22 protein-coding genes are annotated in these 25,355 nt (G+C 70.5%); 17 read left to right on the top strand and 5 right to left on the bottom strand.

Translation table 11 applies throughout. The features are described 5' to 3' along the window. Positions 1-104 precede the first annotated feature (104 nt). The 5 genes from tsaB to AB0M51_RS34290 are packed head-to-tail and all read left to right on the top strand — an operon-like array spanning position 105 to position 3,406. Entirely contained in the window at positions 105-764 is a 660-nt protein-coding gene (gene tsaB, locus AB0M51_RS34310; RefSeq protein WP_344191807.1) for a tRNA (adenosine(37)-N6)-threonylcarbamoyltransferase complex dimerization subunit type 1 TsaB, read from the top strand. Then, positions 761-1,210 (top strand): GNAT family N-acetyltransferase, encoded by a 450-nt coding sequence (locus AB0M51_RS34305; protein WP_344191809.1) that lies wholly within the window; start codon positions 761-763, stop codon positions 1,208-1,210. The genes tsaB and AB0M51_RS34305 overlap by 4 nt, the downstream gene beginning before the upstream one ends. After that, positions 1,207-2,256 (top strand): tRNA (adenosine(37)-N6)-threonylcarbamoyltransferase complex transferase subunit TsaD, encoded by a 1,050-nt coding sequence (gene tsaD / locus AB0M51_RS34300; RefSeq protein WP_344191811.1) that lies wholly within the window; start codon positions 1,207-1,209, stop codon positions 2,254-2,256. Before AB0M51_RS34305 ends, tsaD begins: the two co-directional genes overlap by 4 nt. Then, on the top strand, positions 2,253-2,699 hold the full coding sequence (locus tag AB0M51_RS34295; protein ID WP_344191814.1) for a GNAT family N-acetyltransferase: 447 nt from the start codon (positions 2,253-2,255) through the stop codon (positions 2,697-2,699). Before tsaD ends, AB0M51_RS34295 begins: the two co-directional genes overlap by 4 nt. Then, the gene (locus AB0M51_RS34290) at positions 2,696-3,406 is read left to right on the top strand and encodes an alpha/beta hydrolase (RefSeq protein ID WP_344191816.1); all 711 of its coding nucleotides are present in this window, start codon (positions 2,696-2,698) and stop codon (positions 3,404-3,406) included. Before AB0M51_RS34295 ends, AB0M51_RS34290 begins: the two co-directional genes overlap by 4 nt. 175 nt (positions 3,407-3,581) lie before the next feature. Here AB0M51_RS34290 and AB0M51_RS34285 read toward each other — a convergent pair whose 3' ends face one another. Next, on the bottom strand, positions 3,582-4,358 hold the full coding sequence (locus AB0M51_RS34285) for a helix-turn-helix transcriptional regulator (RefSeq protein WP_344191818.1): 777 nt from the start codon (positions 4,356-4,358) through the stop codon (positions 3,582-3,584). Positions 4,359-4,412: 54 nt separating this feature from the next. On the opposite strand from AB0M51_RS34285, the gene AB0M51_RS34280 reads away from it, so the two are divergent. Further along, the gene (locus AB0M51_RS34280; RefSeq protein WP_344191820.1) at positions 4,413-5,366 is read left to right on the top strand and encodes a zinc-binding dehydrogenase; all 954 of its coding nucleotides are present in this window, start codon (positions 4,413-4,415) and stop codon (positions 5,364-5,366) included. Here the strand turns inward: AB0M51_RS34280 and AB0M51_RS34275 are convergent. Then, a complete protein-coding gene (locus AB0M51_RS34275; RefSeq protein WP_363752143.1) occupies positions 5,324-6,493 on the bottom strand; it encodes a methyltransferase domain-containing protein in 1,170 nt (389 codons plus the stop codon). The two genes, AB0M51_RS34280 and AB0M51_RS34275, sit on opposite strands and share 43 nt — an antisense overlap. Before the next feature lie 191 nt (positions 6,494-6,684). Here AB0M51_RS34275 and groES point away from each other — a divergent pair, with 191 nt between their 5' ends. The 9 genes from groES to AB0M51_RS34230 all read left to right on the top strand — a co-directional run bounded on the left by groES (position 6,685) and on the right by AB0M51_RS34230 (position 15,721). Beyond that, a complete protein-coding gene (gene groES / locus AB0M51_RS34270; RefSeq protein ID WP_130384566.1) occupies positions 6,685-6,981 on the top strand; it encodes a co-chaperone GroES in 297 nt (98 codons plus the stop codon). Positions 6,982-7,097: 116 nt separating this feature from the next. Further along, positions 7,098-8,717, top strand: coding sequence for a chaperonin GroEL (gene groL, locus AB0M51_RS34265; RefSeq protein ID WP_344191824.1), 1,620 nt, complete (start codon positions 7,098-7,100; stop codon positions 8,715-8,717). 216 nt (positions 8,718-8,933) lie between these two features. Then, positions 8,934-9,404: a GNAT family N-acetyltransferase gene (locus AB0M51_RS34260; protein WP_344191826.1), complete on the top strand. Its 471-nt coding sequence runs from the start codon at positions 8,934-8,936 to the stop codon at positions 9,402-9,404. Between the two features lie 155 nt (positions 9,405-9,559). Beyond that, positions 9,560-10,162, top strand: coding sequence for an RNA polymerase sigma factor ShbA (gene shbA / locus AB0M51_RS34255; RefSeq protein WP_344191828.1), 603 nt, complete (start codon positions 9,560-9,562; stop codon positions 10,160-10,162). Next, positions 10,155-11,735 carry a hypothetical protein gene (locus tag AB0M51_RS34250; protein WP_344191830.1) on the top strand — a complete coding sequence of 527 codons (1,581 nt, stop codon included), beginning with the start codon at positions 10,155-10,157 and terminating at the stop codon, positions 11,733-11,735. Before shbA ends, AB0M51_RS34250 begins: the two co-directional genes overlap by 8 nt. Before the next feature lie 126 nt (positions 11,736-11,861). Then, on the top strand, positions 11,862-13,376 hold the full coding sequence (gene guaB / locus AB0M51_RS34245) for an IMP dehydrogenase (RefSeq protein ID WP_344191832.1): 1,515 nt from the start codon (positions 11,862-11,864) through the stop codon (positions 13,374-13,376). A gap of 24 nt (positions 13,377-13,400) precedes the next feature. Continuing rightward, positions 13,401-14,507 carry a GuaB3 family IMP dehydrogenase-related protein gene (locus tag AB0M51_RS34240; RefSeq protein ID WP_344191834.1) on the top strand — a complete coding sequence of 369 codons (1,107 nt, stop codon included), beginning with the start codon at positions 13,401-13,403 and terminating at the stop codon, positions 14,505-14,507. 2 nt (positions 14,508-14,509) lie between these two features. Then, the gene (locus AB0M51_RS34235; protein ID WP_344193510.1) at positions 14,510-15,223 is read left to right on the top strand and encodes an acyl-CoA thioester hydrolase/BAAT C-terminal domain-containing protein; all 714 of its coding nucleotides are present in this window, start codon (positions 14,510-14,512) and stop codon (positions 15,221-15,223) included. A 99-nt stretch (positions 15,224-15,322) separates the two neighbouring features. Next, positions 15,323-15,721: a hypothetical protein gene (locus AB0M51_RS34230; RefSeq protein WP_344191836.1), complete on the top strand. Its 399-nt coding sequence runs from the start codon at positions 15,323-15,325 to the stop codon at positions 15,719-15,721. Between the two features lie 4 nt (positions 15,722-15,725). On the opposite strand, the gene AB0M51_RS34225 is transcribed toward AB0M51_RS34230, so the two are convergent. Together AB0M51_RS34225 and AB0M51_RS34220 are read right to left on the bottom strand one after the other, a co-directional pair. After that, a complete protein-coding gene (locus AB0M51_RS34225) occupies positions 15,726-16,328 on the bottom strand; it encodes a TIGR03086 family metal-binding protein (RefSeq protein ID WP_344191838.1) in 603 nt (200 codons plus the stop codon). Between the two features lie 45 nt (positions 16,329-16,373). Then, complete coding sequence (locus AB0M51_RS34220) at positions 16,374-17,822, bottom strand: hypothetical protein (RefSeq protein WP_344191840.1); 1,449 nt, start codon at positions 17,820-17,822, stop codon at positions 16,374-16,376. Positions 17,823-17,914: 92 nt separating this feature from the next. On the opposite strand from AB0M51_RS34220, the gene AB0M51_RS34215 reads away from it, so the two are divergent. Both AB0M51_RS34215 and AB0M51_RS34210 read left to right on the top strand, forming a co-directional pair. Beyond that, entirely contained in the window at positions 17,915-19,507 is a 1,593-nt protein-coding gene (locus AB0M51_RS34215) for a succinic semialdehyde dehydrogenase (protein WP_344191842.1), read from the top strand. Then, positions 19,504-21,201: a GMC family oxidoreductase gene (locus AB0M51_RS34210; protein ID WP_344191844.1), complete on the top strand. Its 1,698-nt coding sequence runs from the start codon at positions 19,504-19,506 to the stop codon at positions 21,199-21,201. Before AB0M51_RS34215 ends, AB0M51_RS34210 begins: the two co-directional genes overlap by 4 nt. Here the strand turns inward: AB0M51_RS34210 and AB0M51_RS34205 are convergent. Continuing rightward, entirely contained in the window at positions 21,198-24,977 is a 3,780-nt protein-coding gene (locus tag AB0M51_RS34205) for a glycoside hydrolase family 2 TIM barrel-domain containing protein (protein WP_344191846.1), read from the bottom strand. The genes AB0M51_RS34210 and AB0M51_RS34205 overlap by 4 nt on opposite strands. Positions 24,978-25,355 lie beyond the last annotated feature (378 nt).

The following is a 25,355-nucleotide window of genomic DNA, read 5'->3' as shown; positions in this document are numbered from 1 at the left end:
CGCCCACGATGAACACCGCATCGAGGACGCTCGTCCGCCTTGCGATGCACGCACCTGGACGCCGCTATCGTGCAACCATCATCGCCGACGGGACACTGACTGACATGCTGCTTGCCTTCGACACCTCGAGTGCTGCTGTCACCGTCGCGTTGGCGACTCCGGACGGCGAGATCGTCGCGTCGTCGACGACCGTGGACGCCCTTCGCCACGGTGAGCTTCTCGCGCCCGCGATCGCGGCTGCGCTGCAGACCGCGGGCGTCACGCCGCGCGACCTGACCGGGATCGCGGTCGGTGTCGGGCCCGGGCCGTTCACGGGGCTGCGGGTCGGGCTGGTCACCGCCCGGACGATGGGCGACGTACTCGGGATCGAGGTCGCCGGCGTGTGCAGCCTCGACGTGCTGGCGCGGCAGTCGTCACTGACGCTGCCGGTCGCGGTTGCCACGGATGCGCGGCGCAAGGAGATCTACTGGGCGCTGTACGACGGCCCGGCCGCGGACGGGAGCCGCCGACGGCTGGAAGGACCGGCCGTGGACAAGCCTGCCGACGTCGCGCATGTACTGTCCGGGTTGCCGGTGATCGGGCGTGGCGCGGTGCTGTACGGCGACGTGCTCGGGGTGCCGGTCGACGACGTCGTCGAGTACCCGTCGGCCGAGGTGCTGGCGGCAGGCGTGGCGACCCGGACGCTGGAAGTCGTGGCACCGGAGCCGCTGTATCTGCGGCGGCCCGACGTGACCATGTCCAGCGGGCCGAAGAGCGTCCTGTGAGACCTGTGATCCGGGCGGCCGTCGCCGACGACCTGCCGGCGCTTGTGGCGCTGGACGAGGTCTGCTTCGGGCCGACCGCCTGGAGCGAGGTGGCCTGGCTGGACGAGTTCGAGCGACTGTCCGAGGACCGGGTGGTGCTCGTCGCGGACGACGGCGTGGTGGTCGGGTACGTCGTACTGCTGCTGCCGCCTGTTGCGCTCGATGTGGTGGAAGTCCTGCGGATCGCGGTGGCTCCGGACCGGCGGCGGACGGGTGTCGGCGGGCAGCTGATGACGGTGGCCCTGCAACGTTGTGCGGGCCGGACGGTTCTGTTGGAGGTTGCCGCGGGCAACGAGTCGGCGATCGGGTTGTACGCCGGGTTCGGGTTCGCGGAGATCAGCCGGCGGCGCGGGTACTACCCGGGCGGCGAGGACGCGGTGATCATGCGGTGGCGGGAGGAAGCATGAAGGAAGAGCCTCTGATCCTCGGGATCGAGACGTCGTGCGACGAGACCGGGGTCGGGATCGTGCGCGGTCAGACGTTGCTCGCGGACGCGGTCGCGTCGAGTGTCGAGGAGCACGCCCGGTTCGGCGGCGTCGTACCCGAGGTGGCCAGCCGGGCACATCTCGAGGCGATGGTGCCGACGATCCGCCGCGCCTGCGAGACCGCCGGCATCCGGCCGACCGACGTGGACGCGGTCGCGGTGACCAGCGGACCCGGTCTGGCCGGTGCGCTGCTGGTCGGCGTCGCCGCCGCCAAGGGTCTCGCGCTCTCGCTGGACAAGCCGATCTACGGCGTCAACCACCTGGCCGCGCACGTCGCGGTGGACACGCTGGAGCACGGCGACCTGCCGAAGGGCTGCGTCGCGATGCTGGTGTCCGGCGGGCACTCGTCGCTGCTGTCGGTCGAGAACATCACCGATGGCGTCGTCCCGATGGGGAGCACCATCGACGACGCGGCCGGCGAGGCGTTCGACAAGGTCGCGCGGGTGCTCGGGCTGCCGTTCCCGGGCGGACCGTGGATCGACAAGGCGGCACAGGACGGCGACCGCCTGTACGTGACGTTCCCGCGCGGGCTGACGTCGCAGCGGGACCTCGAGCGGCATCGGTTCGACTTCTCGTTCTCGGGGTTGAAGACCGCGGTCGCGCGTTGGGTCGAGGCTCGTCGGCGCGACGGCGAGGACGTGCCGGTGAACCATGTCGCGGCCGCCTTCCAGGAGGCGGTCTGCGACGTCCTGACCCGGAAGGCGATCGACGCCTGCAAGGACCGCGGGTTCGAGCACCTGCTGATCGGCGGCGGGGTCGCGGCGAACTCGCGGCTCCGGGCGATGGCCGAGGAGCGTGCCGCCGCGGCCGGGATCACCGTCCGGGTGCCGCGCCCAGGCCTGTGCACGGACAACGGCGCGATGGTCGCCGCCCTCGGCTCGGAACTCGTCCGCGCCGGCCGGACGCCGTCGCCGCTCGACCTTCCCGCCGACTCCTCGATGCCGATCACGGAGGTACTGAACAGATGAAGTGGACCGGGCCCGACGGCTTCGAGGCCGACGACAACGCCGAGCGCATCGACGCCGGGGTCGTGCAGGGCTTCCTGAGTACGTCGTACTGGGCGACCGGCGTGCCGCGCGAGGTGGTGGAGCGCGCGATTGCGGGCTCGCTGAACCTCGGGGTGTACGACGCGTCCGGCGCGATGGTCGGGTACGCGCGCATGGTGACGGACCGGGCCACGTTCGCGTGGCTGGCCGACGTGTTCGTGCTGGAGTCGCACCGCGGCCACGGGCTCGGCCGGTTCGTCGTGTCGACGTTGCTGGAACACCCGGACCTGAAGGGCCTCCGGCAGATCCTGCTGGCGACGGCGGACGCGCACGAGCTCTACCGCTCGTACGGCTTCGCCGAGACGCCGCCCGGCCGGATGATGGCGATCCGCCGGGATCCGACCGAGCTGTACGCCCGTCCGTGAGCCGCCCGGGTGTCGACCTCGTCCGGCATCCGGCGGGGGCGACCGACCTGGTGCTGCTCGCGCACGGCGGTGAGGAACGTTCGCAGGCCGCGCCACATCTGTGGCGGCCCGCGCTGCTGCGGATGTGGCCGTTCGCGGCGGCGGCGCGTGCGGCGGCACCGGAGGCCGCGATCGGGTTCGCCCGCTACCGCTTCCGCGGCTGGAACGACGTGGGCGACCCCGCCGTCGACCTGCGCACGGTGCTCGACGAGTTGCCGTTCGAGCGGGTGCTGCTGATCGGTCACTCGATGGGCGGCCGCGCGGTAGTTGCCGTCGGCGACCATCCGCGGGTCGCCGGGGTGCTCGCGCTGGCACCGTGGCTGCCATCCGGCGAACCGCTCGTCGCGCTCCGCCCGCCGGTCACCTTCGTCCACGGCACCGACGACACGATCACAGACCCGGCGGGTACGACGGCGTACGCGACCCGGCTCCGCGCGTCCGGGGTCGCGGTGACGACGTACGCCCTCGCCGGCGAAGGCCACGCGATGCTGCGGCGACCACACGACTGGAACCGCCTGGTGGGCGAGTTCGTCAGCGGCTGCGCGGCCGGCGGCGACGAACACCTGGCGCCGACGCGCGCACGGGTGGTGTCGGCGGTTGCCGGGATCGCGGTGGCGCGGATCCGGCTGCCCGTCAAGGAACGGCTCCGGGCAGAGGCCTGGGGGTGACGCGCACCGCTTGCTCCCCAGGCGAACGGTCAGCGGCCAACCGGTTCCACTCCCACCCTGGCCGACGTACATGAACGAACGGTGACCCCTTAGTGGCGGGCCTCCGGGGAGCGCGGCAACGAGCGCAGCACCTCGCTCGTCGGCAAGTCACCCGGAGACCCGCACGCGTCATCGATCATATGTTCGAATGTAGGTCGAGCGCAAGTGCACGATGCCGGCCGGGTGTGGTGCCGACGATCGCGGCGAAGGCGGCGATGAAGCCGCTCGGGTTCGCCCAGCCGCACGCGTGCGCGACGTACGCCGTGTCATGACCGGCGGCCAGCAGCACCAGGGCGTGGTAGATCCGGAGCTGTGTGCGCCATTCGTAGTACGTCATGCCGAGCTCGTTGCGGAGGAGGCGGCTGAGCGTTCGGGCGCCGGCTCCGGCCTGCCGGCCGAGGTCGGCCAGCGATGTGTTGTCCCCGGGGTTCTCCTGCAGGTGTCGTGCAATCGCGCGGAGGCGGTCGTCCTGCGGTTCGGGGAGTTGCAGGGGTTGCTCGGTCGCTTCGTCGAGTTCGTCGACGAGGACCCGGTGGAGCCGGGTGCGTGCGGTCGTCTCCAGCTCGCGGCTGGTCAGGGCGAGCAGGACCTCGCGGGCGAGGCCAGAGGCCAGGAAGACCGCCGGCCGATCGGGCAGCCGCCTGGACAGCGCAGGCGACAGGAACACGATCCGCATGTCGGTCTCGCCGTGCGCGCGGTGGTGGTGGGTGGTGCCGGCCGGGGTCCAGGCGACGCGGTTGGCCGGGACGATCGACGTACGCCGGTCCGTGTGGACGGACAGTACGCCGCGGGCGGCGTACACGAGATGGCCCTCGCCGTGGGTGTGGACCGGGCTGATGCCACCGGATTCCCACTGGTGGGCGCCGGCTGACGGGAAGAGCTCCGAGCGGACGGGTTGGCGGCCAACGGGCATAGCTTGGCATTCTATCGGTGGTCGGCCACTGGTTGCTCCGGCGAGAGTGAACGCATGACGATGCGTGCGGCGGTTTGTGTACGGGCGGGCGGCCCGGAGGTGCTGGAGATCCGCGAGCTGCCGGTGCCGGCGGTGCGGGACGGGTGGAGCCTGGTCCGGGTGTACGGCGCCGGGCTGAACCGGTCGGAGTTGCGCACCCGGCAGGGGCACTCGCCGTCGGTGGAGTTCCCACGGGTGCTCGGGATCGAGTGCGTCGGCGTGGTCGAGGTCTCGACGGATCCCGCCGTACCGGAGGGGACGAGGGTCGCGGCGGTGATGGGCGAGATGGGCCGGGCCTACGACGGCGGGTACGCGGAGTACGCGTTGTTGCCCAACGCAACGTTGATGCCAGTCGTCTCCACGTTGCCGTGGGACCTGCTGGCGGCCTTGCCGGAGACCTACCTGACGGCGCAGGGCTCACTGGACGCGTTGGGGATCGAGCGCGGTGGGCGGCTGCTGATCCGCGGCGGCACGTCGTCGGTCGGGATGGCGGCCGCCGCGATCGCGGCGGGGCACGGGGTGGAGACGGCGGTGACCACGCGGCAGGCTCACAAGGCTTCGGCGCTCACGGCCGACCACGTCCTGGTCGACGGGGCCGTGCTCGACATCTGGCCGGACGGACCCGACTACGTTCTCGATCTGGTCGGCGCCCGGACCGTGGTGGACTCGCTGCGGGTCGTGCGGCGCGGTGGCACGGTGTGCGTGGCGGGATCGCTCAGCGGCTGGCTGATCGAGGCGTTCGAGCCGATCGCGATGATCCCGACCGGGACCCGGCTGACGGCCTTCCACAGCGAGACGATGCGGGGCCGGTCCGACGTGCTGCAGCGGATCGTCGACGAGGTCGAGGCAGGCGTCTACCGGCCGAACGTGGATCGCGTGTTCACGCTGGACGAGATCACCGCGGCGCACCGCCACATGGAGGACGATCAGGCGACCGGCAAGGTGGTCGTCACCCTGCGGCAGGAGTAGGCGACCGCGTCCCGGCCGATCCGCGTGACGATCAACGTCGCCGCCACGGAACCCTTCGGTGCCAGCTTCTTCCGGAGTTGGGCCGGGTCCAGGTCGACGCCGCGCTTCTTGATCTCCAGCGTCCCGATGCCCTGGCCGCGGACCCACGCACGGAGCGCCTTCTCCTTGTAGGGGCGCTCTTCCAGGACCTCGTACGCCGATGCCAGTGGAGTCGGGACGTACTCCGCGGCCGTCACATAGGCGATGCGCGGATCCAGCAGCCACCCGTCGACGGCGGCGGCCACCGCGGTGACCAGGCCGGCCCGGACGACGGCGCCGTCGGGCTCGTAGACGTACTGCCCGACCGGCCCCGCGTCCACCTCGGGTGCGTCGGTGACGGTCGCACCGCTCGGGAGGAGTGTGGCGCGCCGGGAGGCCTCTGTGGAGAGGCGCCCGGACCAGAGCGCGGCCTCCTTCACCTCGCCGGCGTCGCTGATCCACTCGGCCTCGACGCCGTCGGGGACCGCGTCGTGCGGGATGCCGGGCGCGACCTTGACGCACGCGGTCCGCTCGAGCAGCGCGGTCACGAACGACCACGGCGGCGAGTAGGCGTTGTGGTCGAACACCCGCCGCCCGTCCGCGCGACGAGCCGGGTCCGCGAAGACCACGTCGTACGGCGTGAGGTCGGTGGACTCGGCGTCGCCCACCAGCACGTCGCCTGGCAGGGCCAGTGCGGACAGGTTGGCGCGGGCGGTGGCTGCTGTCTCCGGGTCACGTTCGACGCCGGTGACCCGGAGTCCGGCGCGCGCCGCGGTGATGAGGTCACCGCCGATGCCGCAGCCCAGGTCGACCAGACTCGCGCCGGGCATCGTCGTCGCCAGGCGCTCGGCGCGGTGGGTGGCGACGGTGGTGCGGGTGGCCTGTTCCAGGCCGTCCGGGGTGAAGTACATGCGTTGGGCGTCGGGGCCGAACTTGGCGACGGCGCGGTGCCGCAGGGCGGCTTGGGTGACAGCCGTCGTGACCAGGGCAGCGTCGTACCGGCGTCTGAGCTTCTCCACCAGTTGCAGTTCGCTGCCGGGGCGGAACCCGGCGCACGCGGCAGCCAGTACCTCAGCGCCCGGTCCGTCGAGCAACGCAGTGACAGTCACCCCGGCAACTTTAGAGGGGCCTGGAACAGATTCCTTTGGCACTCGAGTTGACCGAGTGCTAATCGCGGCCTAGATTCGGTGTTGGCACTCTCGGTGTGAGGGTGCCAGCGGTCCGGCCTCTGACCCCCGCGACGGCAGGGGAGCGCGACCACATGTCACAGACAAGCGAATTCGACCGTGGAGGTCAGCAAGTGTCGGTCACGATCAAGCCGCTCGAGGACCGCGTCCTCGTCGCGCCGCTCGAAGCCGAGCAGACCACGAAGTCCGGCCTGGTGATCCCGGACACCGCCAAGGAGAAGCCGCAGGAGGGCGAGATCCTCGCCGTCGGCCCGGGCCGGATCGACGACAACGGCAACCGCGTCCCGCTGGACGTCGCCGTCGGCGACAAGGTCATCTACTCCAAGTACGGCGGCACCGAGGTCAAGTACGACGGCCAGGACTACCTGATCCTGGGCGCCCGCGACATCCTCGCAGTCGTCAGCAAGTGACGACCGCCCGCTGTTCCTGACTGACACCGCCCCGGCTACCTCTGGTACCGGGGCGGAGTGGGTCAGGGCAGCGGGAATCGCCGTACGGACATTTCAGAAAAGGACTGGTTTTCTTCATGCCGAAGATCCTCGAGTTCGACGAGAATGCCCGGCGCGCGCTGGAGCGCGGCGTCGACAAGCTCGCGAACACGGTCAAGGTGACGCTGGGCCCGAAGGGCCGCTACGTCGTCCTGGACAAGAAGTGGGGCGCCCCGACCATCACCAACGACGGTGTGACCGTCGCCCGTGAGGTCGAGCTGGACGACCCGTTCGAGAACCTTGGTGCGCAGCTCACCAAGGAGGTCGCCACCAAGACCAACGACATCGCCGGTGACGGCACCACCACCGCGACGGTGCTGGCGCAGGCGCTGGTGCACGAGGGCCTGCGGGCGGTCGCCGCCGGCGCCAACCCGATGGGTCTGAAGCGCGGTATCGAGGCGGCCGTCGAGGCCGTGTCGGCCAAGCTGGTGGACACCGCCAAGCCGGTCGACGACAAGGGCGACATGGCCCACGTCGCGACCATCTCCGCCCGCGACGCCGAGATCGGCGCGCTGATCGCGGACGCGTTCGACAAGGTCGGCAAGGACGGTGTGATCACCGTCGAGGAGTCGAACACCTTCGGTACCGAGCTCGAGTTCACCGAGGGCATGCAGTTCGACAAGGGCTACATCTCGCCGTACTTCATCACCGACGCCGAGGCCGGCGAAGCGGTGCTGGAGGACCCGTACATCCTGATCCACCAGGGCAAGATCTCCGCGATCGCGGACCTGCTGCCGCTGCTGGAGAAGGTCGTGCAGTCCGGCAAGACGCTGCTGATCATCGCCGAGGACGTCGAGGCCGAGGCGCTGTCGACCCTGGTGGTCAACAAGATCCGCGGCAACTTCACCTCGGTCGCCGTCAAGGCGCCGGGCTTCGGCGACCGCCGCAAGGCGATGCTGGAGGACCTGGCCGCGCTCACCGGCGCGCAGGTCGTCGCCCCCGAGGTCGGGCTGAAGCTCGACCAGGTCGGCCTCGAGGTGCTCGGTTCGGCCCGCCGGATCGTGGTCTCGAAGGACAACACGACCGTCGTCGAGGGTTCCGGCAAGGCCGAGGACATCGAGGGCCGGGTCAGCCAGATCAAGTCCGAGATCGAGCGCACCGACTCCGACTGGGACCGCGAGAAGCTGCAGGAGCGGCTGGCCAAGCTGGCCGGCGGCGTCTGCGTGATCAAGGTCGGCGCGGCCACCGAGGTCGAGCTGAAGGAGAAGAAGCACCGGATCGAGGACGCGGTGTCCGCGACCCGGGCCGCGATCGAGGAGGGCATCGTCGCCGGCGGCGGCTCCGCCCTGGTGCACGCCTCCGCCGTCCTGGACAACAACCTGGACCTCGAAGGTGACGAGGCCAGCGGCGTCCGGATCGTCCGCAAGGCGATCGTCGAGCCGCTGCGCTGGATCGCCGAGAACGGCGGCTACGAGGGCTACGTCGTGACCTCGAAGGTTGCGGAGCTCGAGGCCGGCAGCGGCTTCAACGCCGCCACCGGCGAGTACGGCGACCTGCTGGCCCAGGGCGTGCTGGACCCGGTCAAGGTGACCCGGTCCGCGCTCGCCAACGCCGGCTCGATCGCCGCGCTCCTGCTGACCACCGAGACCCTGGTGGTCGACAAGCCCGAGGAAGAGGAAGCCCCGGCGGCCGGTCACGGCCACGGTCACGGCCACTGATCCTCAGGCAGTAGTTCGACAGCACAGCACACCCAGCACCGCCCGGCAGCCCAGCTGCCGGGCGGTGCTCTGCTGTCTGCCACCCGCCGGATGGCATCTGAGGTCGGGGAACAAGCAATGGTGTGTGGGGACAGGTAATACCTTGTCGCCAGACACCGGGAGTTGTCGCCAGCACCCGGTTTCGGGGTGGGGAGCGGGATCTGCTGGGATGGGCGGGTGTTGATTCGGGCGCGGTGTGACGAGGATCTGACGGTGTGTGTCGGGTTGTTGCGGGCGGTGCACGAGCAGTCCGGATACCCGATCAACTGGCCCGCGGATCCCGCCGACTGGCTGACACCGGAGACCGCGCTCGGGTGCTGGGTCGCCGTCGATGACGGGCGGGTCGTAGGGCATGTCGTGCTGACGGCCGTGGGGGAGCGGGCCGAGGTCGAGCGGTTGTTCGTGGATCCGGCCGCGACCGGGCGAGGGACCGGGCGGCAGTTGCTCGACCACTGCGTGACCGTGGCCGGCGAGCTCGGGCGGGAGCTGTCGCTGGAGGTGGTGGACAACCGCGGCGCCGCCGAACGCCTGTACCGGCGGGCCGGCTGGACCGAGACCGCCCGTACGCCGATCGACTGGGGCGGTGACCACGCTACGGAGCTGATCCGCTTCAGAGCGCCCGCAGTACCGCACCGCAGCCCGCGCTGAGGTAAGCGACCGGCCAGTAGTGACAGATTGTGATCAAATCAAGGGCTTGACCTCGCCTTGCTACTAGGCAAGGGAAGATGAGCGTTGTACCGTCTTTCAGGCTGACCGGTCCGAACACGAGGGGGCGACGGTGACTGAGGTCGGAGGGGGTCCGGGTGCCTGACACCCAGGTCGAGCTCAGGGATCTTGCCGCGTTGGCCGGTGAAGGTAACCGAACAGCTCTCAACGATCTGCTCACGAGGGTGCGCGCTGTGGCGCACCGTTACGTACGGTCCCGTCTGTGGACCTATCCCGGCGGCGCCGACATGGTCGACGACGTCGCACAAGAGGTTTGTGTCGCGGTGTTCGGTGCGCTCAGCCGGTACCGTGACGAGGGGAGGCCTTTCGAGGCTTTCGTCTACGGCATCGCGGCCCGCAAGGTCGCCGATGCCCAGCGTGCGTTCGCGGTCGCCGACGTCTCGACGCCGGACCTGCCGGACGGCGCGGACGAGTCACCGACGCCGGAGGAGCGTGCGGTTCGGCAGTCCGAGGTCCAGCACATCTGGGGACTGATGGACAAGCTGCCGGAGAAGCTGCGCGAGATCCTGCGCCTGCGCGTCGTTGCGGGGATGTCAGCCGAGGAGACCGGCCGGGCACTGGGGATGACACCGGGGGCGGTGAGGGTCGCACAGCATCGGGCGTTGAACACGCTCAGGGGGTTCGTGGGGCATGAAGCACAGTTGGAACGAGGAGCAGCAGGGGAGGGGCATCATGGCTGACCGTTTCGACCTGGACGCGATCGAGGCCGATGACGCACTGCTCGATCTGCTTGCCGCCGGTGGGGAGTCCGCCCGCTCGGCGGGCGAGCACGACCCGGCCGTCGCCTTGCTGGCCGAACTACGGCTGGCGGTGGAGGTCGAGGACGAGCTCCCGGTGGAGACGATCGACGATCCCGAGTCCTTCCTGGCGCGCTGCGCCGCGCTGAACCCGATCACCGATCCGTTCGCCCGCAAGGTGGCGACCCGGGGGCTGGCGTTCGGTGTCGCCGCGGTCGCCGCGCTGTCGGTGTCCGGGGTGGCCGCCGCGGTCACCGGCGACCCGTTGTCGCCGTACGAGAAGGTCATCGAGAAGATGGTCGACGCGGTCCGGCCGCAGACCAGCTTCCCGAAGCAGGACCTGAACGGGCTGCCGGTGGTGGACCGGCAGAAGATCGTGAAGGTCGGCAAGGACTACCAGAAGATCCGCAGCGAGCAGGCCGACTCGAACGGGACCGGCGACAACACCGGCGACAGCCAGCCGCAGGCGCGGGACAACATCAACCCGCCACTGGTGCCGCCGGCCATCGACGACAAGGCGGTCATCCAGCCGCTGAAGCCCGAGCAGAAGCCGCAGGACCTGGTCACCGACCAGAACGGCATCAAGACCACGCCGGAGCCGACCGACACCAAGACGCCGCTGCCGTCGGACACCAAGACCGACACGCCGACCAGCGAGCCGACCGGGACGCCGACGGACGGGACGACCGGCGAGCCGACGGATCCGTCCACGCCGCCGCCGACCGACACCACCGGTACGCCGTCGCCGACCCCGACGGACACCACCACGACGCCGCCGGCGAACGTGGACAACGGGTCCGGCGACACCGGCACCGGGACGACCGACGGCGGTACGTCGACCGACCCGACCACGGCGCCGACCAACGACAGCGCCGGCACGACCGACGGAACGGGTACCTCCGGCGGCGCCGGTGCGGCCGACGGTACCGGCACGACGACGGACGGAACCGGCACGACCACGGACGGCGCCGGGACGAGCGGTGGGGCCGGGACCGGCACGCCGCCGGCCGGTGACACGGGCGGTACGGACAGCACCGGAACCGGGTCGACTGGAACCGGGTCGACCGGGACGGGTTCGACCGGGGCCGACGGGACCGGGACGACGACGCCGGCTGACGTGGCGAACGCGATCCCGAGCGCGGTCGAAGGCGTGCTCGACAGCGCGCTGGGCGCGGTGCCCGCCGACGTACTGCCGACACCGACCGGCCAGCCGCCCACGCTGGACAGCGCCCAGCAGTACTTCGCGCCGTCCGGCACGAGCGCCAAGTCCGAAGCCGCCGCGAAGCCGACCGCTTCTGCCCGGTCCGGGAAGGCCAAGCCGAAGGTCGCGAAGCACTCCAGCGGCAAGGTGAACACCGGTTCGGTCAAGAAGGCCTACGCCAAGGGCAAGCACTCCTCCGGCCACTACCCGGAGGGCAAGCACGCCGCCATCGCCCGGACCCACGGTTCGACCGACGACGCGAGCCTGCTGCAGATCCTCGGCGTCGTCAACGTGCCGACCGACCTGCAGAAGTAACACCCGGTCACCGCCCGCCGCGCAACCGTGGCGGGCGGTCGCCTGTGGACGGCGGATTCGGGGCCTGCGCGGCGCGCGGATAGGATGGGGTTCCGTTCTCGCCGTACAAAGGTGCACGTTTTCCCCATGGACATCACCCCCGCTGGAGTTCCCGACAAGTTCGCCGTCCTCGGCCTCACCTTCGACGACGTACTGCTGCAGCCGAACGAGTCCGACGTCATCCCGTCCGAGGCGGTCACCCGGTCCCGGGTGAGCCGCAACGTCTGGGTGAACATCCCGCTGGTGTCCAGCGCGATGGACACCGTCACCGAGGCCCGGATGGCGATCGCCATGGCCCGGCAGGGCGGTCTCGGCGTCCTGCACCGCAACCTCTCGATCGAGGACCAGGCCCAGCAGGTCGACCTGGTCAAGCGCTCCGAGTCCGGGATGATCGCGCAGCCGATCACGATCGGCCCGGAGGCGAGCATCGGCGAGGCCGACGCGCTCTGCGGGCAGTACCGGATCTCCGGCGTCCCGGTGGTGGACGACGCCGGTGTCCTGGTCGGCATCGTCACCAACCGCGACATGCGCTTCGAGACCGACCTGTCCCGGCCGGTCCGCGAGGTGATGACCAAGCAGCCGCTGATCACCGGCAAGCAGGGGATCGCCGCGGACGACGCGATGGCGCTGCTCAGCAAGCACAAGGTGGAGAAGCTGCCGCTGGTCGACGACGCCGGCAAGCTCACCGGCCTGATCACGTTGAAGGACTTCGTCAAGCGCGACAAGTTCCCGCTGTCCACCAAGGACGCCACCGGCCGGCTGATGGTCGGCGCCGCGATCGGCTTCTTCGGCGAGGCGTACAAGCGCGCGATGACGCTGGTCGAGGCCGGTGTCGACGTGCTGGTGGTGGACACCGCGCACGGGCACTCGAAGGCGCAGATCGAGATCATCCGCAAGCTCAAGGCCGACCCGGCGACCCGCGGCGTGGACGTCGTCGGCGGCAACGTCGGCACCCGGGTGGGCGCGCAGGCGCTGGTCGACGCCGGCGCGGACGGCGTCAAGGTCGGCGTCGGACCGGGCTCGATCTGCACGACCCGGGTCGTCTCCGGTGTCGGCGTACCGCAGGTGACCGCGATCTACGAGGCGTCGCTGGCCTGCAAGCCGGCCGGTGTCCCGGTGATCGGCGACGGCGGCCTGCAGTACTCGGGCGACATCGCGAAGGCGCTCGTCGCGGGCGCGGACACGGTCATGCTGGGCTCGCTGCTGGCCGGCTGCGAGGAGTCGCCGGGCGACCTGGTGTTCATCAACGGCAAGCAGTTCAAGGCGTACCGCGGGATGGGTTCGCTCGGCGCGATGTCGTCCTCCGGCGGCCTCCGCAAGTCGTACTCGAAGGACCGTTACTTCCAGCACGACGGCTCCTCCGACGAGAAGCTGATCGCCGAGGGCGTCGAGGGGCAGGTGCCGTACCGCGGCCCGCTGTCCGCGGTCGCGCACCAGCTGATCGGCGGCCTCCGGCAGTCGATGTGGTACACCGGCGCCCGCACCGTCGAAGAGCTGCAGGAGAAGGGCCGCTTCGTCCGGATCACCTCCGCCGGCCTGCAGGAGTCCCACCCGCACGACATCCAGATGACGGTCGAGGCCCCGAACTACTCCGGCCGCTGACCGCCTGACCTAAGGAATCACCAGATGACCGAGATCGAGATCGGCCGCGCCAAGCGCGGCCGGCAGGCGTACGCGTTCGACGACATCGCGATCGTGCCGTCGCGGCGGACGCGGGATCCCGAGGAGGTCTCGGTCGCCTGGCAGATCGACGCGTACCGGTTCGAGCTGCCGATCCTGGCCGCGCCGATGGACTCGGTGATGTCGCCGCAGACCGCGATCGCGATCGGCAAGGCCGGCGGGCTCGGCGTCCTCAACCTCGAGGGGCTGTGGACGCGGTACGAGGACCCGTCGAACCTGCTCGCCGAGATCACCGAGCTGGACGCGCAGCAGGCGACGCACCGGCTGCAGGAGATCTACGCGGCGCCGATCAAGCCCGAGCTGATCTCGCAGCGGGTGCAGGAGATCCGCGCCTCCGGCGTGACCGTGGCCGGGGCGCTGTCGCCGCAGCGCACCAAGCAGTTCGCGAAGCACGTCGTGGACGCGGGTGTCGACCTGTTCGTCATCCGCGGTACGACGGTGTCCGCCGAGCACGTGTCCGGCCAGGCGGAGCCGCTGAACCTCAAGCAGTTCATCTACGACCTCGACGTCCCGGTGATCGTCGGTGGCTGCGCGACCCACCAGGCTGCCCTGCACCTGATGCGCACCGGTGCGGCCGGCGTGCTGGTCGGCTTCGGCGGCGGTGCCGCGCACACCACCCGCAAGGTGCTCGGCGTCGCGGTGCCGATGGCGTCGGCGGTCGCCGACGTGGCGGCGGCGCGGCGGGACTACATGGACGAGTCCGGCGGGCGCTACGTGCACGTGATCGCGGACGGTTCGGTCGGCCGGTCCGGCGACGTGGCGAAGGCGATCGCCTGCGGCGCGGACGCGGTGATGGTCGGTTCGCCGCTGGCCCGCGCGAGCGACGCTCCCGGCGGCGGGTACCACTGGGGTGCCGAGGCCTGGCACCAGGACCTGCCCCGCGGCGAGCGCGTCGAGGTCGGCGTCACCGGCACGATGGAGCAGATCCTGTTCGGCCCGTCCTGGGTCCCGGACGGCACGATGAACCTGGTCGGCGCCCTGAAGCGCGCGATGGCCACCACCGGTTACACGGAGCTCAAGGAGTTCCAGCGGGTCGAGGTCGTCGTCGGTTGAGCATGGTTGGCGTACTGCTCCTGCACGGTTCCAGTGGTACGCCGGATCTCGGGCGGGCGCGACTGCTCGAGGCCGAGGGGTACGACGTACTCGCGCCGACGTGGGCGGTGACGCACGAGGTGCCGCTGGAGTCGTTTCCGCTGGACGAGTTGGCGCGCAACGACCGGGTGGTCGTGATGGGTAGCTCGTGGGGCGCGGAGGCGGCGCTGCTGCTCGGAGCGCTCGACGAGCGGGTGGACGCGGTGATCGCGTTCGCCCCGAGCGCGTACGTCTGGGGGCGGAACCTGGAGGACGGCAGCCAGCGGTCCGGGTGGACGTGGCAGGGGAAGCCGCTACCGTTCGTCCCGTACGACCGGGACTGGCAGCCCGACACCGACCCGCCGAGCTTCACCGGGCTGTACCGGCAGAGCCTGCGGGCGGCGACCGAGCAGATGCGGATCCCCGTGGAGCGGATCCGCGGCGAGGTCCTGCTGGTCGCGGGCGGCGACGACCGGGTGTGGCCCGCGGTCGAGTTCGCCGACGAGATCGTCCGGTGCCGCGGCGACCGCCCGACCGGCGTCGTCACGGTCGCCGCCGCCGGGCATCGCGCCGTACTGCCGGGCGAGGAAACGAAGACCGCCGGGCAGCGGATGGCGCGCGGCGGGACCGACGCGGCGGACCGGGAGCTGGGCGCACTGGCCTGGCCGGAGGTGCTCCGGGTGCTCGCCGGAAGCTGAGCCTGCCCGGCCGGCGGCGCCGGGGGCTGACGGGTGCCCGGATGCTGGGCGACTTGCTGGTGGTGCTCGCGGTTTGACGGGTTCTGGAAGGATTGCGGCATGGGATTGTTCAGCCGACGAAACAGCCAGGACACGGACAACGTTGCCCTTGCCGTAGGGCGCGCGCGACTGTCCCCCGACGACGTTGACCAGGTGCGGTTCCTGATCACCACCAAGAAGGTGGTGAACGCGGTCAAGCTGGTCCGTGAGCGTACCGGTCTCGGACTCGTGCACGCGAAGGAGCTGGTGGACGAGATCCGGCTCGGCCGGTACGTGCCGCCGACCACCGAGACCCCGGTGGTCCGCCGCCCGAACACCAACCTCGCCGAGCGCACCCGCGCGTTGAAGGCGGCCGGCGAGCTCCACCAGGCAACCGCCCTGGTGGTCTCCGAGACCGGCATGACCGAAGCCGAAGCCGGCCTGTTCGTCGGCGCCCTGCGCGCCGACCCGACCGACTAGCACTTCACGTACGCGAGGTTCTTCCCGCCTCGGAAGCCGTCACCGACGCCGGAGTCCACCGCGGGTCGCGCCCGAAGGCGGCGAGCAAGGTGTCGGCCGGGTCGGTGAAGCCGGCCAGCGGCGCGCCGACCAGCCCGGCGGATCGGTAGATCTCCTCCCGGTCCGCGAACCAGGCTCCGACCTCCGCCACCAGGTCCGCCTCCAGCCTCGGCGGTACGCCGATCGCGACGGCCAGGTCCCACCCGTGGATCAGGTGGTCCGCCGCGAGCTGCCGCAGGTACTCCGGCGGATCCTCGTCGCCGTACGACAGGTGCACCGTGTCGATCGACCATGTCGCCGCGTCCTGTGCCGCGCGGGCCGCGGCCGCCGCGGCGGCGGCCGGATCGTCCCCGAGCAGATCGCCGTCGAAGGCGTCCCCGACCTCGGCGATCGTCCGGCCCTGCATCAGCGGCACCGTCCAGCGTTCCTCGCCGACGACGTGGTTCACCAAGGCCCGGATTTCCCAGTCCGTGCACGGCGTCGGCGCCGGCCACTGGTCGGCCGCCACCCCGGAGACCAGTTCCGCGAAGTTCGCGACCGCGCGGTTGTGCAACTCCACGACATCCATGTTCGCCACCCCCAGCGTCAGCGTCCGCCCGGGACCGGCCGGCCGTCAACGGCCGAGCTGGAGTTGCTCCGCGGCCTCGTGAGCGTGATGCGAGGCGGTGACGTCACCGGTTGCGGCGAGCAGGTTGCCGTGGTGCCGGTAGCAGGCGCCGGCCAGGTCCTTCATCTTCTCGTCGTCGTCGGCGAACGGGATCAGCGCGGTCGCGACCTCCGCGCACCAGCCGCCGAGGTCGAGCGCGATCTCGGTCCGGCCGGCCTGGAAGTAGGCCTCGGAGATGTCCAGCAGCAGCTGCGCCCAGATCGGCACGTACGTCGCGGTCTGGAAGCGCATCCGGTGCGACTCGCGCTCCGACGAGATCGCGAACAGGTAGTGCGCCTCCAGCCCGAGTGTCAGCGCGGCCGCCCCGTCCTGTGACAGCAGCGGCCGCACCAGCTCGGCCAGCTCGACCGCGCGCAGCGCCGCCGACTCCGGATCCGTCCGGCCCGACACGGTCGCCAGCGTCATCCCGGGCGCGGGCTCGCTCAGCGCCACCAGCCGGTGGTACTGCTCGAACGGCCCGAGCTTCGTCTCCGCGTTGTCCAGCGCCGCGACCAGTGTCAGCGGCAGCCCGCGGTCCAGCTCCTCAACCACCCGGGTCGCCGTCTCCGGGTCGGTGTCGTACGCCGTCTGCAGGCAGGACTCGCCTTCGAGGCGGCCGACGCTGCCGAGGTGCTTGCCCTTGCGGACCAGGGCGGCGACCAGCGTGCGCATGTCCGTCGCCGAGTCCGAGTCGGCGAGCGTGTCGGCCGTGGTCAGCCCGATCTCGTCGGCCTCGAGCGCGAGGTCCAGCCGTCCCTCGGCCGCGTGGACGTCGGCGGACACCGCGGTCGCCGTACACAGGTAGCGGGCGTACGACAGCGACTGCGGGCTCTCGTTGATCTGGTCCGCGAGCTGCAGGAAGAGTTGGGTCGCGGCGTCCGCGGAGGCGACCGCGAGTGCGGGGTCGCCGTACCGGCGGAGGATCAGCGCGTTCATCGCCAGCACCCGGGCGAAGTCGGGCTGGTGCTTCAGCCCGTCCGGGCCGCCGACGAGCTGGCCGTACGCGATCACCGCGCCGTCCATCTCCAGTACGGCGGTGGCGCCGTGGCCGCGGTGCGCCTGGGTCATCGCGCGCCGGGCGCGGACGTCGGCGAGGAAGCAGGTGGCGTCGAGGACACCGGCGTCCTGGAGCTCGGTGTAGCCGAGTTGCGCCTCGTGCAGCGCGACCAGCGCCTCCTCGTGCCGGCCGGAGGCGTTGAGAGAGCCGGCCAGCTCGTACTGCGTCGCGGCCATCAGGTGCTTGGCCTCGTAGTGGTTCGGGCGCGCCTCGGCGCGTTCCCTGGCCAGCTCGATGACCCGCTGCTGGTACGGCCCGGCCTCGTCGGCCCGGCCTTCCTCGATCAGCACCTGGGCTGTCTGCAGCGCCTCACTGAGCTCGTCCTCAGGAGGCGTCCAAAGCCCCCCGCTGTCCACCATCTTTACGTTCCACCCCTTCGCGAGCTTCAGCCGCTCAGCTTAACCATTCTCTGATACTGACAGCCGCTATTACCGGCAGGTAGCCTTCACGTATGAGCGAGCAGACGTCGATTCCAGCTGATCCGGAGCTCGATCCGACCGCGTCGTACGCGACCGATCAGTCGGTTATCCGGCGGTTGTCGGGGCTGCTGCGCGCGACGGCGGGCACCAGGACGTCGTACGCGCCGGCCACCGGGCAGCCGATCGCGGACCTGCCGACCTCGAGTGCGGACGACGTGACCGCCGCGGTCCGGGCCGCCCGGAAGACCCAGCAGACCTGGCGCCGGGTGCCGCTCGCGGAGCGCGCCGCGATCCTGCTGCGGTACCACGACCTGGTCCTCGACCACCGGCACGAGCTGGTCGACCTGATCATCCGCGAGTCCGGCAAGGCGCGGAAGCAGGCGTTCGAGGAACTCGCGCACGTCGCGCTGACCGCGCGGTACTACGGCCGCAAGGCGTTCGAGCTGCTGGAGCCGCAGCGCAAGCTCGGGATCTTCCCGGTGCTCACCCGCGCGGAGGAACGCTTCGCCCCGAAGGGTGTCGTCGGCATCATCTCGCCGTGGAACTACCCGCTGACGATGGCGATCTCCGACGGTCTGCCGGCGATCCTGGCCGGCAACACGGTCGTCCACAAGCCGGACAGCCAGACCCCGCTGACCGCGCTCCGCGGCATCGAGCTGCTGTACGAGGCCGGCCTGCCGCGCGAGGCCTGGCTCGCGGTGAACGGCGACGGCCCGACGGTCGGCGGCGCGCTGATCCAGAACGCCGACTACATCTGCTTCACCGGCTCGACGAAGACCGGCCGGCTGGTCGCGCGGCAGTGCGGTGAACGGCTGATCGGCTGCAGCCTCGAGCTCGGCGGCAAGAACCCGATGCTGGTACTGCGGGACGCCGACATCAACCGCGCCGCCGAGGGCGCCGTCCGCGCGTGCTTCGCGAACGCCGGCCAACTGTGCGTCTCGATGGAGCGGCTGTACGTCGCCGACCAGGTGTACGACGCGTTCGTGACCGCGTTCGTGGACCGGGTGAAGAAGCTCCGGCTGAGCGCCGGCACCGGCTGGGACGTCGACATGGGGTCGCTGATCTCGAAGGCACAGCTCGAGACGGTCACGCGGCACGTGGAAGACGCGCGAGAGAAGGGCGCCACCGTGCTGGCCGGCGGGAAACCGCGCCCGGACATCGGCGAGCTGTTCTACGAGCCGACCGTGCTGTCCGGGGTGACGCCCGCGATGGAGTGCTTCGACAACGAGACCTTCGGCCCGGTCGTCTCGATCTACCGGTTCTCCGACGAGTCCGAGGCGATCCAGCGTGCGAACGAGGGCGAGTACGGCCTGAACGCGAGTGTCTGGACCCGCGACGGCCGCCGCGGCCGCGCGGTCGCCGCGCAGCTGACGGCCGGCACCGTGAACGTCAACGAGGGGTACGGCGCGACGTTCGGCTCGATCGACACCCCGATGGGCGGCATGCGCTCGTCGGGTCTCGGCCGGCGGCAGGGCGTCGAGGGCATCCGCCGGTACGTCGAACCGCAGGCGATCGCGACCCAGCGGCTGATCCCGATCGCGGCCTCGCACGGCATCTCCGACGAGAAGTTCGCCGAGCTGATGACAGGAGCGTTGCGGGTCCTGAAGAAGATCGGCCGCCCATGAGCTTCGACTACGACGTGGTCGTCATCGGGTCCGGCTTCGGCGGGTCGGTGTCGGCGTTGCGGCTGACCGAGAAGGGGTACCGGGTCGCCGTACTGGAAGCGGGCGCCCGGTTCGACGACGCGTCGTACGCGAAGAACTCGTGGGACACCAAGCGGTTTCTCTTCGCGCCGAAGCTGGGCATGTACGGGATCCAGCGGATCAGCGCGCTGCGCGACGTGATCATCCTGTCCGGTGCGGGCGTCGGCGGCGGCAGCCTGGTGTACGCGAACACGCTGTACGAACCGTTGCCGGCGTTCTACACGGACCGCGCCTGGTCGCACATCACCGACTGGAAGGCCGAGCTCGCGCCGTACTACGACCAGGCGAAGCGGATGCTCGGCGTCACGACGTACCCGGGTTTCACGCCCGCCGACAAGGTGATGAAGCAGGTCGCCGAGGACATGGGCGTGGGGGAGACGTTCCACCCGACACCGGTCGGCGTGTTCTTCGGCGAGCCCGGGGTCGAGGTCGACGACCCGTACTTCGGCGGCGCCGGACCGCGGCGTACCGGCTGTGTCGACTGCGGCGAGTGCATGACCGGCTGCCGGCACAACGCGAAGAACACGCTCACCAAGAACTACCTCTACCTGGCCGAGAAGGCCGGCGCGGAGGTCTACTCGCTGACCACGGTCACGTCTGTCGAACCGCTCCCGGAGGGCGGGTACGCGATCGACACCCGCCGTACGTCTCATCGAAAGCTGACCCGGCGGTTCACCGCCCGGCAGGTGGTGTTCGCCGCCTCGGCGCTCGGCACCGCGAAGCTGCTGCACCGGCTGCGCGACGAGGGCAAGCTGCCGCGGCTGTCGGACCGGCTCGGGGTGCTGACCCGGACCAACTCCGAATCGTTGCTCGGGGCAATCTCCCGGGAGACCGACGTCGACTACACCCGCGGCGTGGCGATCACGTCGTCGTTCCACCCGGACGACATCACGCACATCGAGCCGGTCCGGTACGGGAAGGGCAGCAACGCGATGTCGCTGCTGCAGACCGTGCTGACCGACGGCGACGGCGACAAGCCGCGCTGGCGGACCTGGCTGCGTGAACTGGGCGTGCAGCGGAAGAACATCCGCCGGCTGTACGACCTGAAGCACTGGTCGGAGCGGACCGTGATCGCCCTGGTCATGCAGACCGCGGACAACTCGATCACGACGTACGGCAAACGGGACCGGCTCGGCCGCTGGAAGTTGACCTCCAAGCAGGGCCACGGCGCCCCGAACCCGTCCTGGATCCCGGTCGCGAACCAGGTCGTCCGGCGGATGGCGAAGCTGATGAACGGGACGCCGGGCGGGACGATCGGCGAGCCGTTCAACGTGCCGATGACCGCGCACTTCATCGGCGGCTGCGCGATCGGGGACTCGGCCGCCACCGGCGTCGTGGACCCGTACCACCGCGTGTACGGGTACGACGGCCTGCACATCGTCGACGGCTCCACGATCTCCGCGAACCTCGGCGTCAACCCGTCGCTGACGATCACCGCGCAGGCCGAGCGTGCCCTGTCGTTCTGGCCGAACAAGGGCGCGGACGACCCGCGTCCGGCACTCGGCACGGAGTACCGCCGGATCCAGCCGGTGAAGCCCGGGCACCCCGTCGTACCGGACGACGCCCCCGGGGCGCTGCGGCTGCCGATCTTCCCGAAGGAGACGGTGCGGGACTAGAGCATGTCACCCACCTCGCCCGGGGTCAGGGCGCGGCCGTAGATCCGCAGGTCGTCGACGGCGCCGGGCAGGTACGGGTCGCCCTGGAACTGCGAGCGGCCGACGTAGTTGCGGGTGGTGTCGCCGAGGTACATCGGGACCAGGTCCATTGCCGGGTTCGCGTCGACCTGGACGCCGTCAATGTACAGCCGCCCGCCTGCCTTGCCGGACAGCGTGACCGCGACGTGCTTCCACACCCCGGTCGGCAGCGCCGGAGCGTGCAGCCGCTGCTCGGCACCCGACCCGTTCATCGTGATCGCGAACATCAGCATGCTGTCGGTGAGCTCCGGCGGCCGCAGATTGTCGCCCTGGGCAACGAACAGGTACGTCGTCCGGTCGAAGCCGAAGTCGAAGATCCGCAGCCAGCGCGGGGCCGCGTCCAGCTTCACCCAGCACGCGACGGTCGCCTCGCGGGCATTGGCGAGAACCCCTTCCGGCAGCCGGAGGTGGCTGTTGCCGTCGAGCTGGGCCGCCTGCCCCACGCGGCCGCCGACCCAGGACACGCTGCCGGACACAGTCGCCGGCAGGCTCCGATAGCCGCTGGAGTCATTGGTGTCGCCGTCGAACTTGTACCAGGCCATCAGCTCCGGCGGCTTGGGGCCGCTGGCGACGACCGCGTCCGTGGCCTCGCTCCAGACCGCGCGACGTGTGCGGGTCGCCGGGTCGAGGTAACCCGCCTCGGCCTTGACCGTGAACCTGCCGTACGTCTTCGGAGGTGGCGTGACCGTCCACGTGGTCCGGACGGTCTGGCCGGTCCCGACGACGCCGAAGTGATCCGGGGTCCGCGGCTGTGCGGTCCAGCCGCGCGGGACCGCGAGCGTCAGCGTGACGTCGTCGACCGCGGCCGCGTCGTTCGTGAAGCGGGTGACGATCGCCACCGGTTGGCCGAGCTGGATCTCGTCAAGGGCGTCGATTGCCAGCCGGGTGGCCTTGGGCGCGAACGAAAACCAGATCGTCCGCCGGTACTGCCGGTCGCCCGAGTTCGGCCGGCCTGAGGGACCGGTGTCAGCCGGCACGTGGTTCTTGTTGCCGACCGGCGCGATCTCGTCGAGGAACGAGATGTTCCCGCCGGGGAAGACCGCGGTCGCGCGTCCCGGGTTCGGCCCGAAGCTGGGCGTGAACAGCCGCAGGAACAGGTCGTCCTGCTCGGTGACCATCGTGATGTCGCCCTCGCGGCTGCCCAGCACCGCCCAGTAGGTCCCGGCGTGATAGCCCTTGAACTCCGGGTACTGCCAGCCGTCGGCGCCGGTCACCGTGTCGTTGTACGTCTTCGACCACACACCCGTCGTCGGGCCCTGCAGGCGGTTCTTCCACACCCGGTACGGGCCCTTGCCGAGCCACTTCAGGCTGCCGACCTGGTCTTCCGGGTAGTCGAACGAGACACCGGAGTACGCCCGGTCGCCGCTGACGCCGTACGCGTACTCCAGCGCGAGCCACCCATCGCCCCGCAACCGCCAGGTCACCGACGACAGCCCGCCTGTGTAGTCGGCGCGGACGACGTACGCCGACCCGTCCCGGTGATGCGTGATGCCGGTGAGTGTCGCCGTACCGACCGCGGCCACCGGCCCGTTGGCGAGGGACAGCGTCCGGCCGTCCTTCCGTACGCCGACCAGTTGGCCGGTGTCTTTGCTGACGGTGATCTCCGTGCCCGCGGCGGTCATCGTGATCGTGCCTGCGGATTCGCAGGCCGTTGCCGTACCCGGTCCGGTCTTCACGATCCGGTCCCGGTGGCCGGCGGCGTCGGTGAGTGGCCACACCCACGAGGCCACCTCGCGGCCGGACGGGTCGGTCGCGGTCAGTGTCAGCGCGTCGGCGCGCGCCACGGCCGGAGCCGGCGGACGCAGGACGGAGGTCGTGCTGCGACCCGGTCCGGCGGTCGCCTTGACGGTGCCGGCGGCAACGACCGTGTGGCCGTCCTGGTCCTCGTCGGGCCGGTGGAAACCGATCAGGCTCCAGGCGAACCCGCAGTCGGCGAGATCGGTGAAGTCGTACTCGTTGCGCAGCTCGATCCCGAAGCCGCCGGTGCCGGCCGGGCTCAGCGTCGCGCGGATCGGCGACCAGATCTCCCGGATCGCGGCGAAGCTGCCCTCCCGCTCCCGGAACGGCCCGACCACGCCGTCCGGTCCGCGGTCGCCCGCCACGTTGATCCGGCCGCCCTGGTCGGCGCGGACGATCCCGGCGTCGAGCAGCGCCCAGATGAACCCGCCGCCGGAGTTCGGCCGGCTCGTCATCAGGTCCCAGTAGTCCGCCAGCGCCGCGCCGCCGCCACCGTCGTAGATCGCGTGCAGGAACTCGGTCGGCAGGTAGTTCGAGTCCGGCTCACCGGTCAGGTAGTCGACGGCGTTCTGGTACGACGGGTAGTGCGTGGTGCGGACGCCGTTGAACGGCGTACTCGACGGATGCAGCACGGTCCGGCGCTGCGGGTCGTACAGCGCGAAGTCGCCGTCGACCGCGGTGTTCCAGGCGCCCTCGTTGCCGTTGTCCCAGAAGATCACCGACGGGTGGTTCACGTCGCGGACCACCAGTTCCTTGACCAGCCGCTTCGCACTCGGGGTGTCGTACGGCGAACCCCAGCCGGTCAGCTCGTCGAGCAGGTACAACCCGAGCTCGTCGGCACAGTCGTAGAAGTCCTGGTCCTGCGGGTAGTGGGACAGCCGGACGGCGTTGATGTTCATCGCCTTCATCAGCAGGATGTCGTCCCGGTCGAGCTTCGCGCTGGTGGTGCGGCCGGACTCCGGCCACTCGGCGTGCCGGTTGATGCCCTTGAGCATGACCCGGGTGCCGTTGACGAACAGGCCCTGACCCGGCCGGACCTCGATCGTGCGGAACCCGAACCGCTCGATGATCTGGTGCAGGTCGGTGCTGCCGGCGGTGAGCGTCACCTCGGCCTCGTAGAGATTCGGGGTCTCGGCGGTCCACAATGCTGGGTCCTGCACAGTGGTGGTCAGGGTGGTGCTGCCGCCGGAGCCGAGCGCGGCGGTGACGGCGGGACCGACCGGTTTCCCCTCGGTGGTGCGGAGCTGTACGCGGACGCCGCCGGCGCGCGCGGTGGCGCCGGTGAAGACCTCGACTGAGAACCTCCCGTCGGCGGGTGCGTCGATCGCGACCCGCTTGACGTACTCGGCCGGCTGGGCGAGCAGGTAGACCGGCCGGTAGATGCCGCCGAAGATCCAGAAGTCGCCGCGGCGTTCGGCGCCGTTGATCGACGCGTTCGCGGACTCGTTGTCGACCGTCACCTGGAGCAGGTTCGGCCGGCCGAAGACCAGCCGCTCGGTCACGTCGTACCGGAACTGGACGAAGCCGCCCTGGTGGGTCGGCCCGACCGGTACGTCGTTGATCGCCACCGTGGTGTCGGTCATGCTGCCCTCGAAGACGAGGAAGATCCGCCGGCCGCGCCAGGCCGCCGGGACCGTGAACGCGTGCTCGTAGACGCCGCGGGCGGCGACCTCCTCGGGGTGGTCCTTGACGAGCTGGCCGTACTCGAAGGACCCGAAGCCCTGCAGCTCCCAGTTCGAAGGCACCGGGATCGTGCTCCAGGTGCCGGAGTTGTGGCCGCTGCTCACCATGAACCGCCAGTCGACCGGGTCGTCCTTGCCGGTGCCGGACAGGTACGCGATCTCGGACGTGATCGCCGCGGTACCCGCCGGACCGGCCGCGGCCGCCGTACCCGGCCGGACGAGCGGGCTCGCCACCACGCTCAGCCCGCCGAGTTTGAGCACCGTCCGCCGACTGACCATGAGTGACCACCGTCTCGAGAGGAGGTAAAGGTTTTCCTGCGGTCACCGAAGATGACATCGAGCCGCGGTGGTCGTCAACAGCTCAGGAAAACCTTTGCCTGACCCGGCCAGGGTGCGAGACGGCCGGCTGCGTTCCGTGATCGCTCCGTAACGGAGCTGCAATGTTCGGAATCATTGGTGCGGCAAATGAAAAAGCCTCAGCAGTAAGTTGCTGAGGCATTCTGAAAAGGCCCAGAAAAGGGAGCAGGTCCCTCGGGAACGTTTCCGCCCAAATCGTTTCCCGAGGGACCCACTCAAGCCGGGGTGAGGCGCCCGGCGCTTTGGGATCGGGTCACCAACCACAGCTGGCGACCCGAGCTCTTGGTTACTACCTTACCT

This window comes from Kribbella sp. NPDC051137, from assembly GCF_040682535.1.
GTDB lineage: Bacteria > Actinomycetota > Actinomycetes > Propionibacteriales > Kribbellaceae > Kribbella > Kribbella karoonensis.
This window is presented reverse-complemented; position numbering and strand designations above follow the sequence as displayed.

What these genes read in the sequence shown, in the direction of transcription:
- AB0M51_RS34215 (WP_344191842.1), top strand. Translation starts at nt 17,915, where the DNA reads ATGAGCGAGCAGACGTCGATTCCAGCTGATCCGGAGCTCGATCCGACC.
- tsaD (WP_344191811.1), top strand. Translation starts at nt 1,207, where the DNA reads ATGAAGGAAGAGCCTCTGATCCTCGGGATCGAGACGTCGTGCGACGAG.
- AB0M51_RS34225 (WP_344191838.1), bottom strand. Translation starts at nt 16,328, where the DNA reads ATGGATGTCGTGGAGTTGCACAACCGCGCGGTCGCGAACTTCGCGGAA.
- groL (WP_344191824.1), top strand. Translation starts at nt 7,098, where the DNA reads ATGCCGAAGATCCTCGAGTTCGACGAGAATGCCCGGCGCGCGCTGGAG.
- AB0M51_RS34280 (WP_344191820.1), top strand. Translation starts at nt 4,413, where the DNA reads ATGACGATGCGTGCGGCGGTTTGTGTACGGGCGGGCGGCCCGGAGGTG.
- AB0M51_RS34250 (WP_344191830.1), top strand. Translation starts at nt 10,155, where the DNA reads ATGGCTGACCGTTTCGACCTGGACGCGATCGAGGCCGATGACGCACTG.
- tsaB (WP_344191807.1), top strand. Translation starts at nt 105, where the DNA reads ATGCTGCTTGCCTTCGACACCTCGAGTGCTGCTGTCACCGTCGCGTTG.
- AB0M51_RS34295 (WP_344191814.1), top strand. Translation starts at nt 2,253, where the DNA reads ATGAAGTGGACCGGGCCCGACGGCTTCGAGGCCGACGACAACGCCGAG.
- AB0M51_RS34205 (WP_344191846.1), bottom strand. Translation starts at nt 24,977, where the DNA reads ATGGTCAGTCGGCGGACGGTGCTCAAACTCGGCGGGCTGAGCGTGGTG.
- AB0M51_RS34210 (WP_344191844.1), top strand. Translation starts at nt 19,504, where the DNA reads ATGAGCTTCGACTACGACGTGGTCGTCATCGGGTCCGGCTTCGGCGGG.
- AB0M51_RS34220 (WP_344191840.1), bottom strand. Translation starts at nt 17,822, where the DNA reads ATGGTGGACAGCGGGGGGCTTTGGACGCCTCCTGAGGACGAGCTCAGT.
- AB0M51_RS34240 (WP_344191834.1), top strand. Translation starts at nt 13,401, where the DNA reads ATGACCGAGATCGAGATCGGCCGCGCCAAGCGCGGCCGGCAGGCGTAC.
- guaB (WP_344191832.1), top strand. Translation starts at nt 11,862, where the DNA reads ATGGACATCACCCCCGCTGGAGTTCCCGACAAGTTCGCCGTCCTCGGC.
- AB0M51_RS34230 (WP_344191836.1), top strand. Translation starts at nt 15,323, where the DNA reads ATGGGATTGTTCAGCCGACGAAACAGCCAGGACACGGACAACGTTGCC.
- AB0M51_RS34235 (WP_344193510.1), top strand. Translation starts at nt 14,510, where the DNA reads ATGGTTGGCGTACTGCTCCTGCACGGTTCCAGTGGTACGCCGGATCTC.
- AB0M51_RS34285 (WP_344191818.1), bottom strand. Translation starts at nt 4,358, where the DNA reads ATGCCCGTTGGCCGCCAACCCGTCCGCTCGGAGCTCTTCCCGTCAGCC.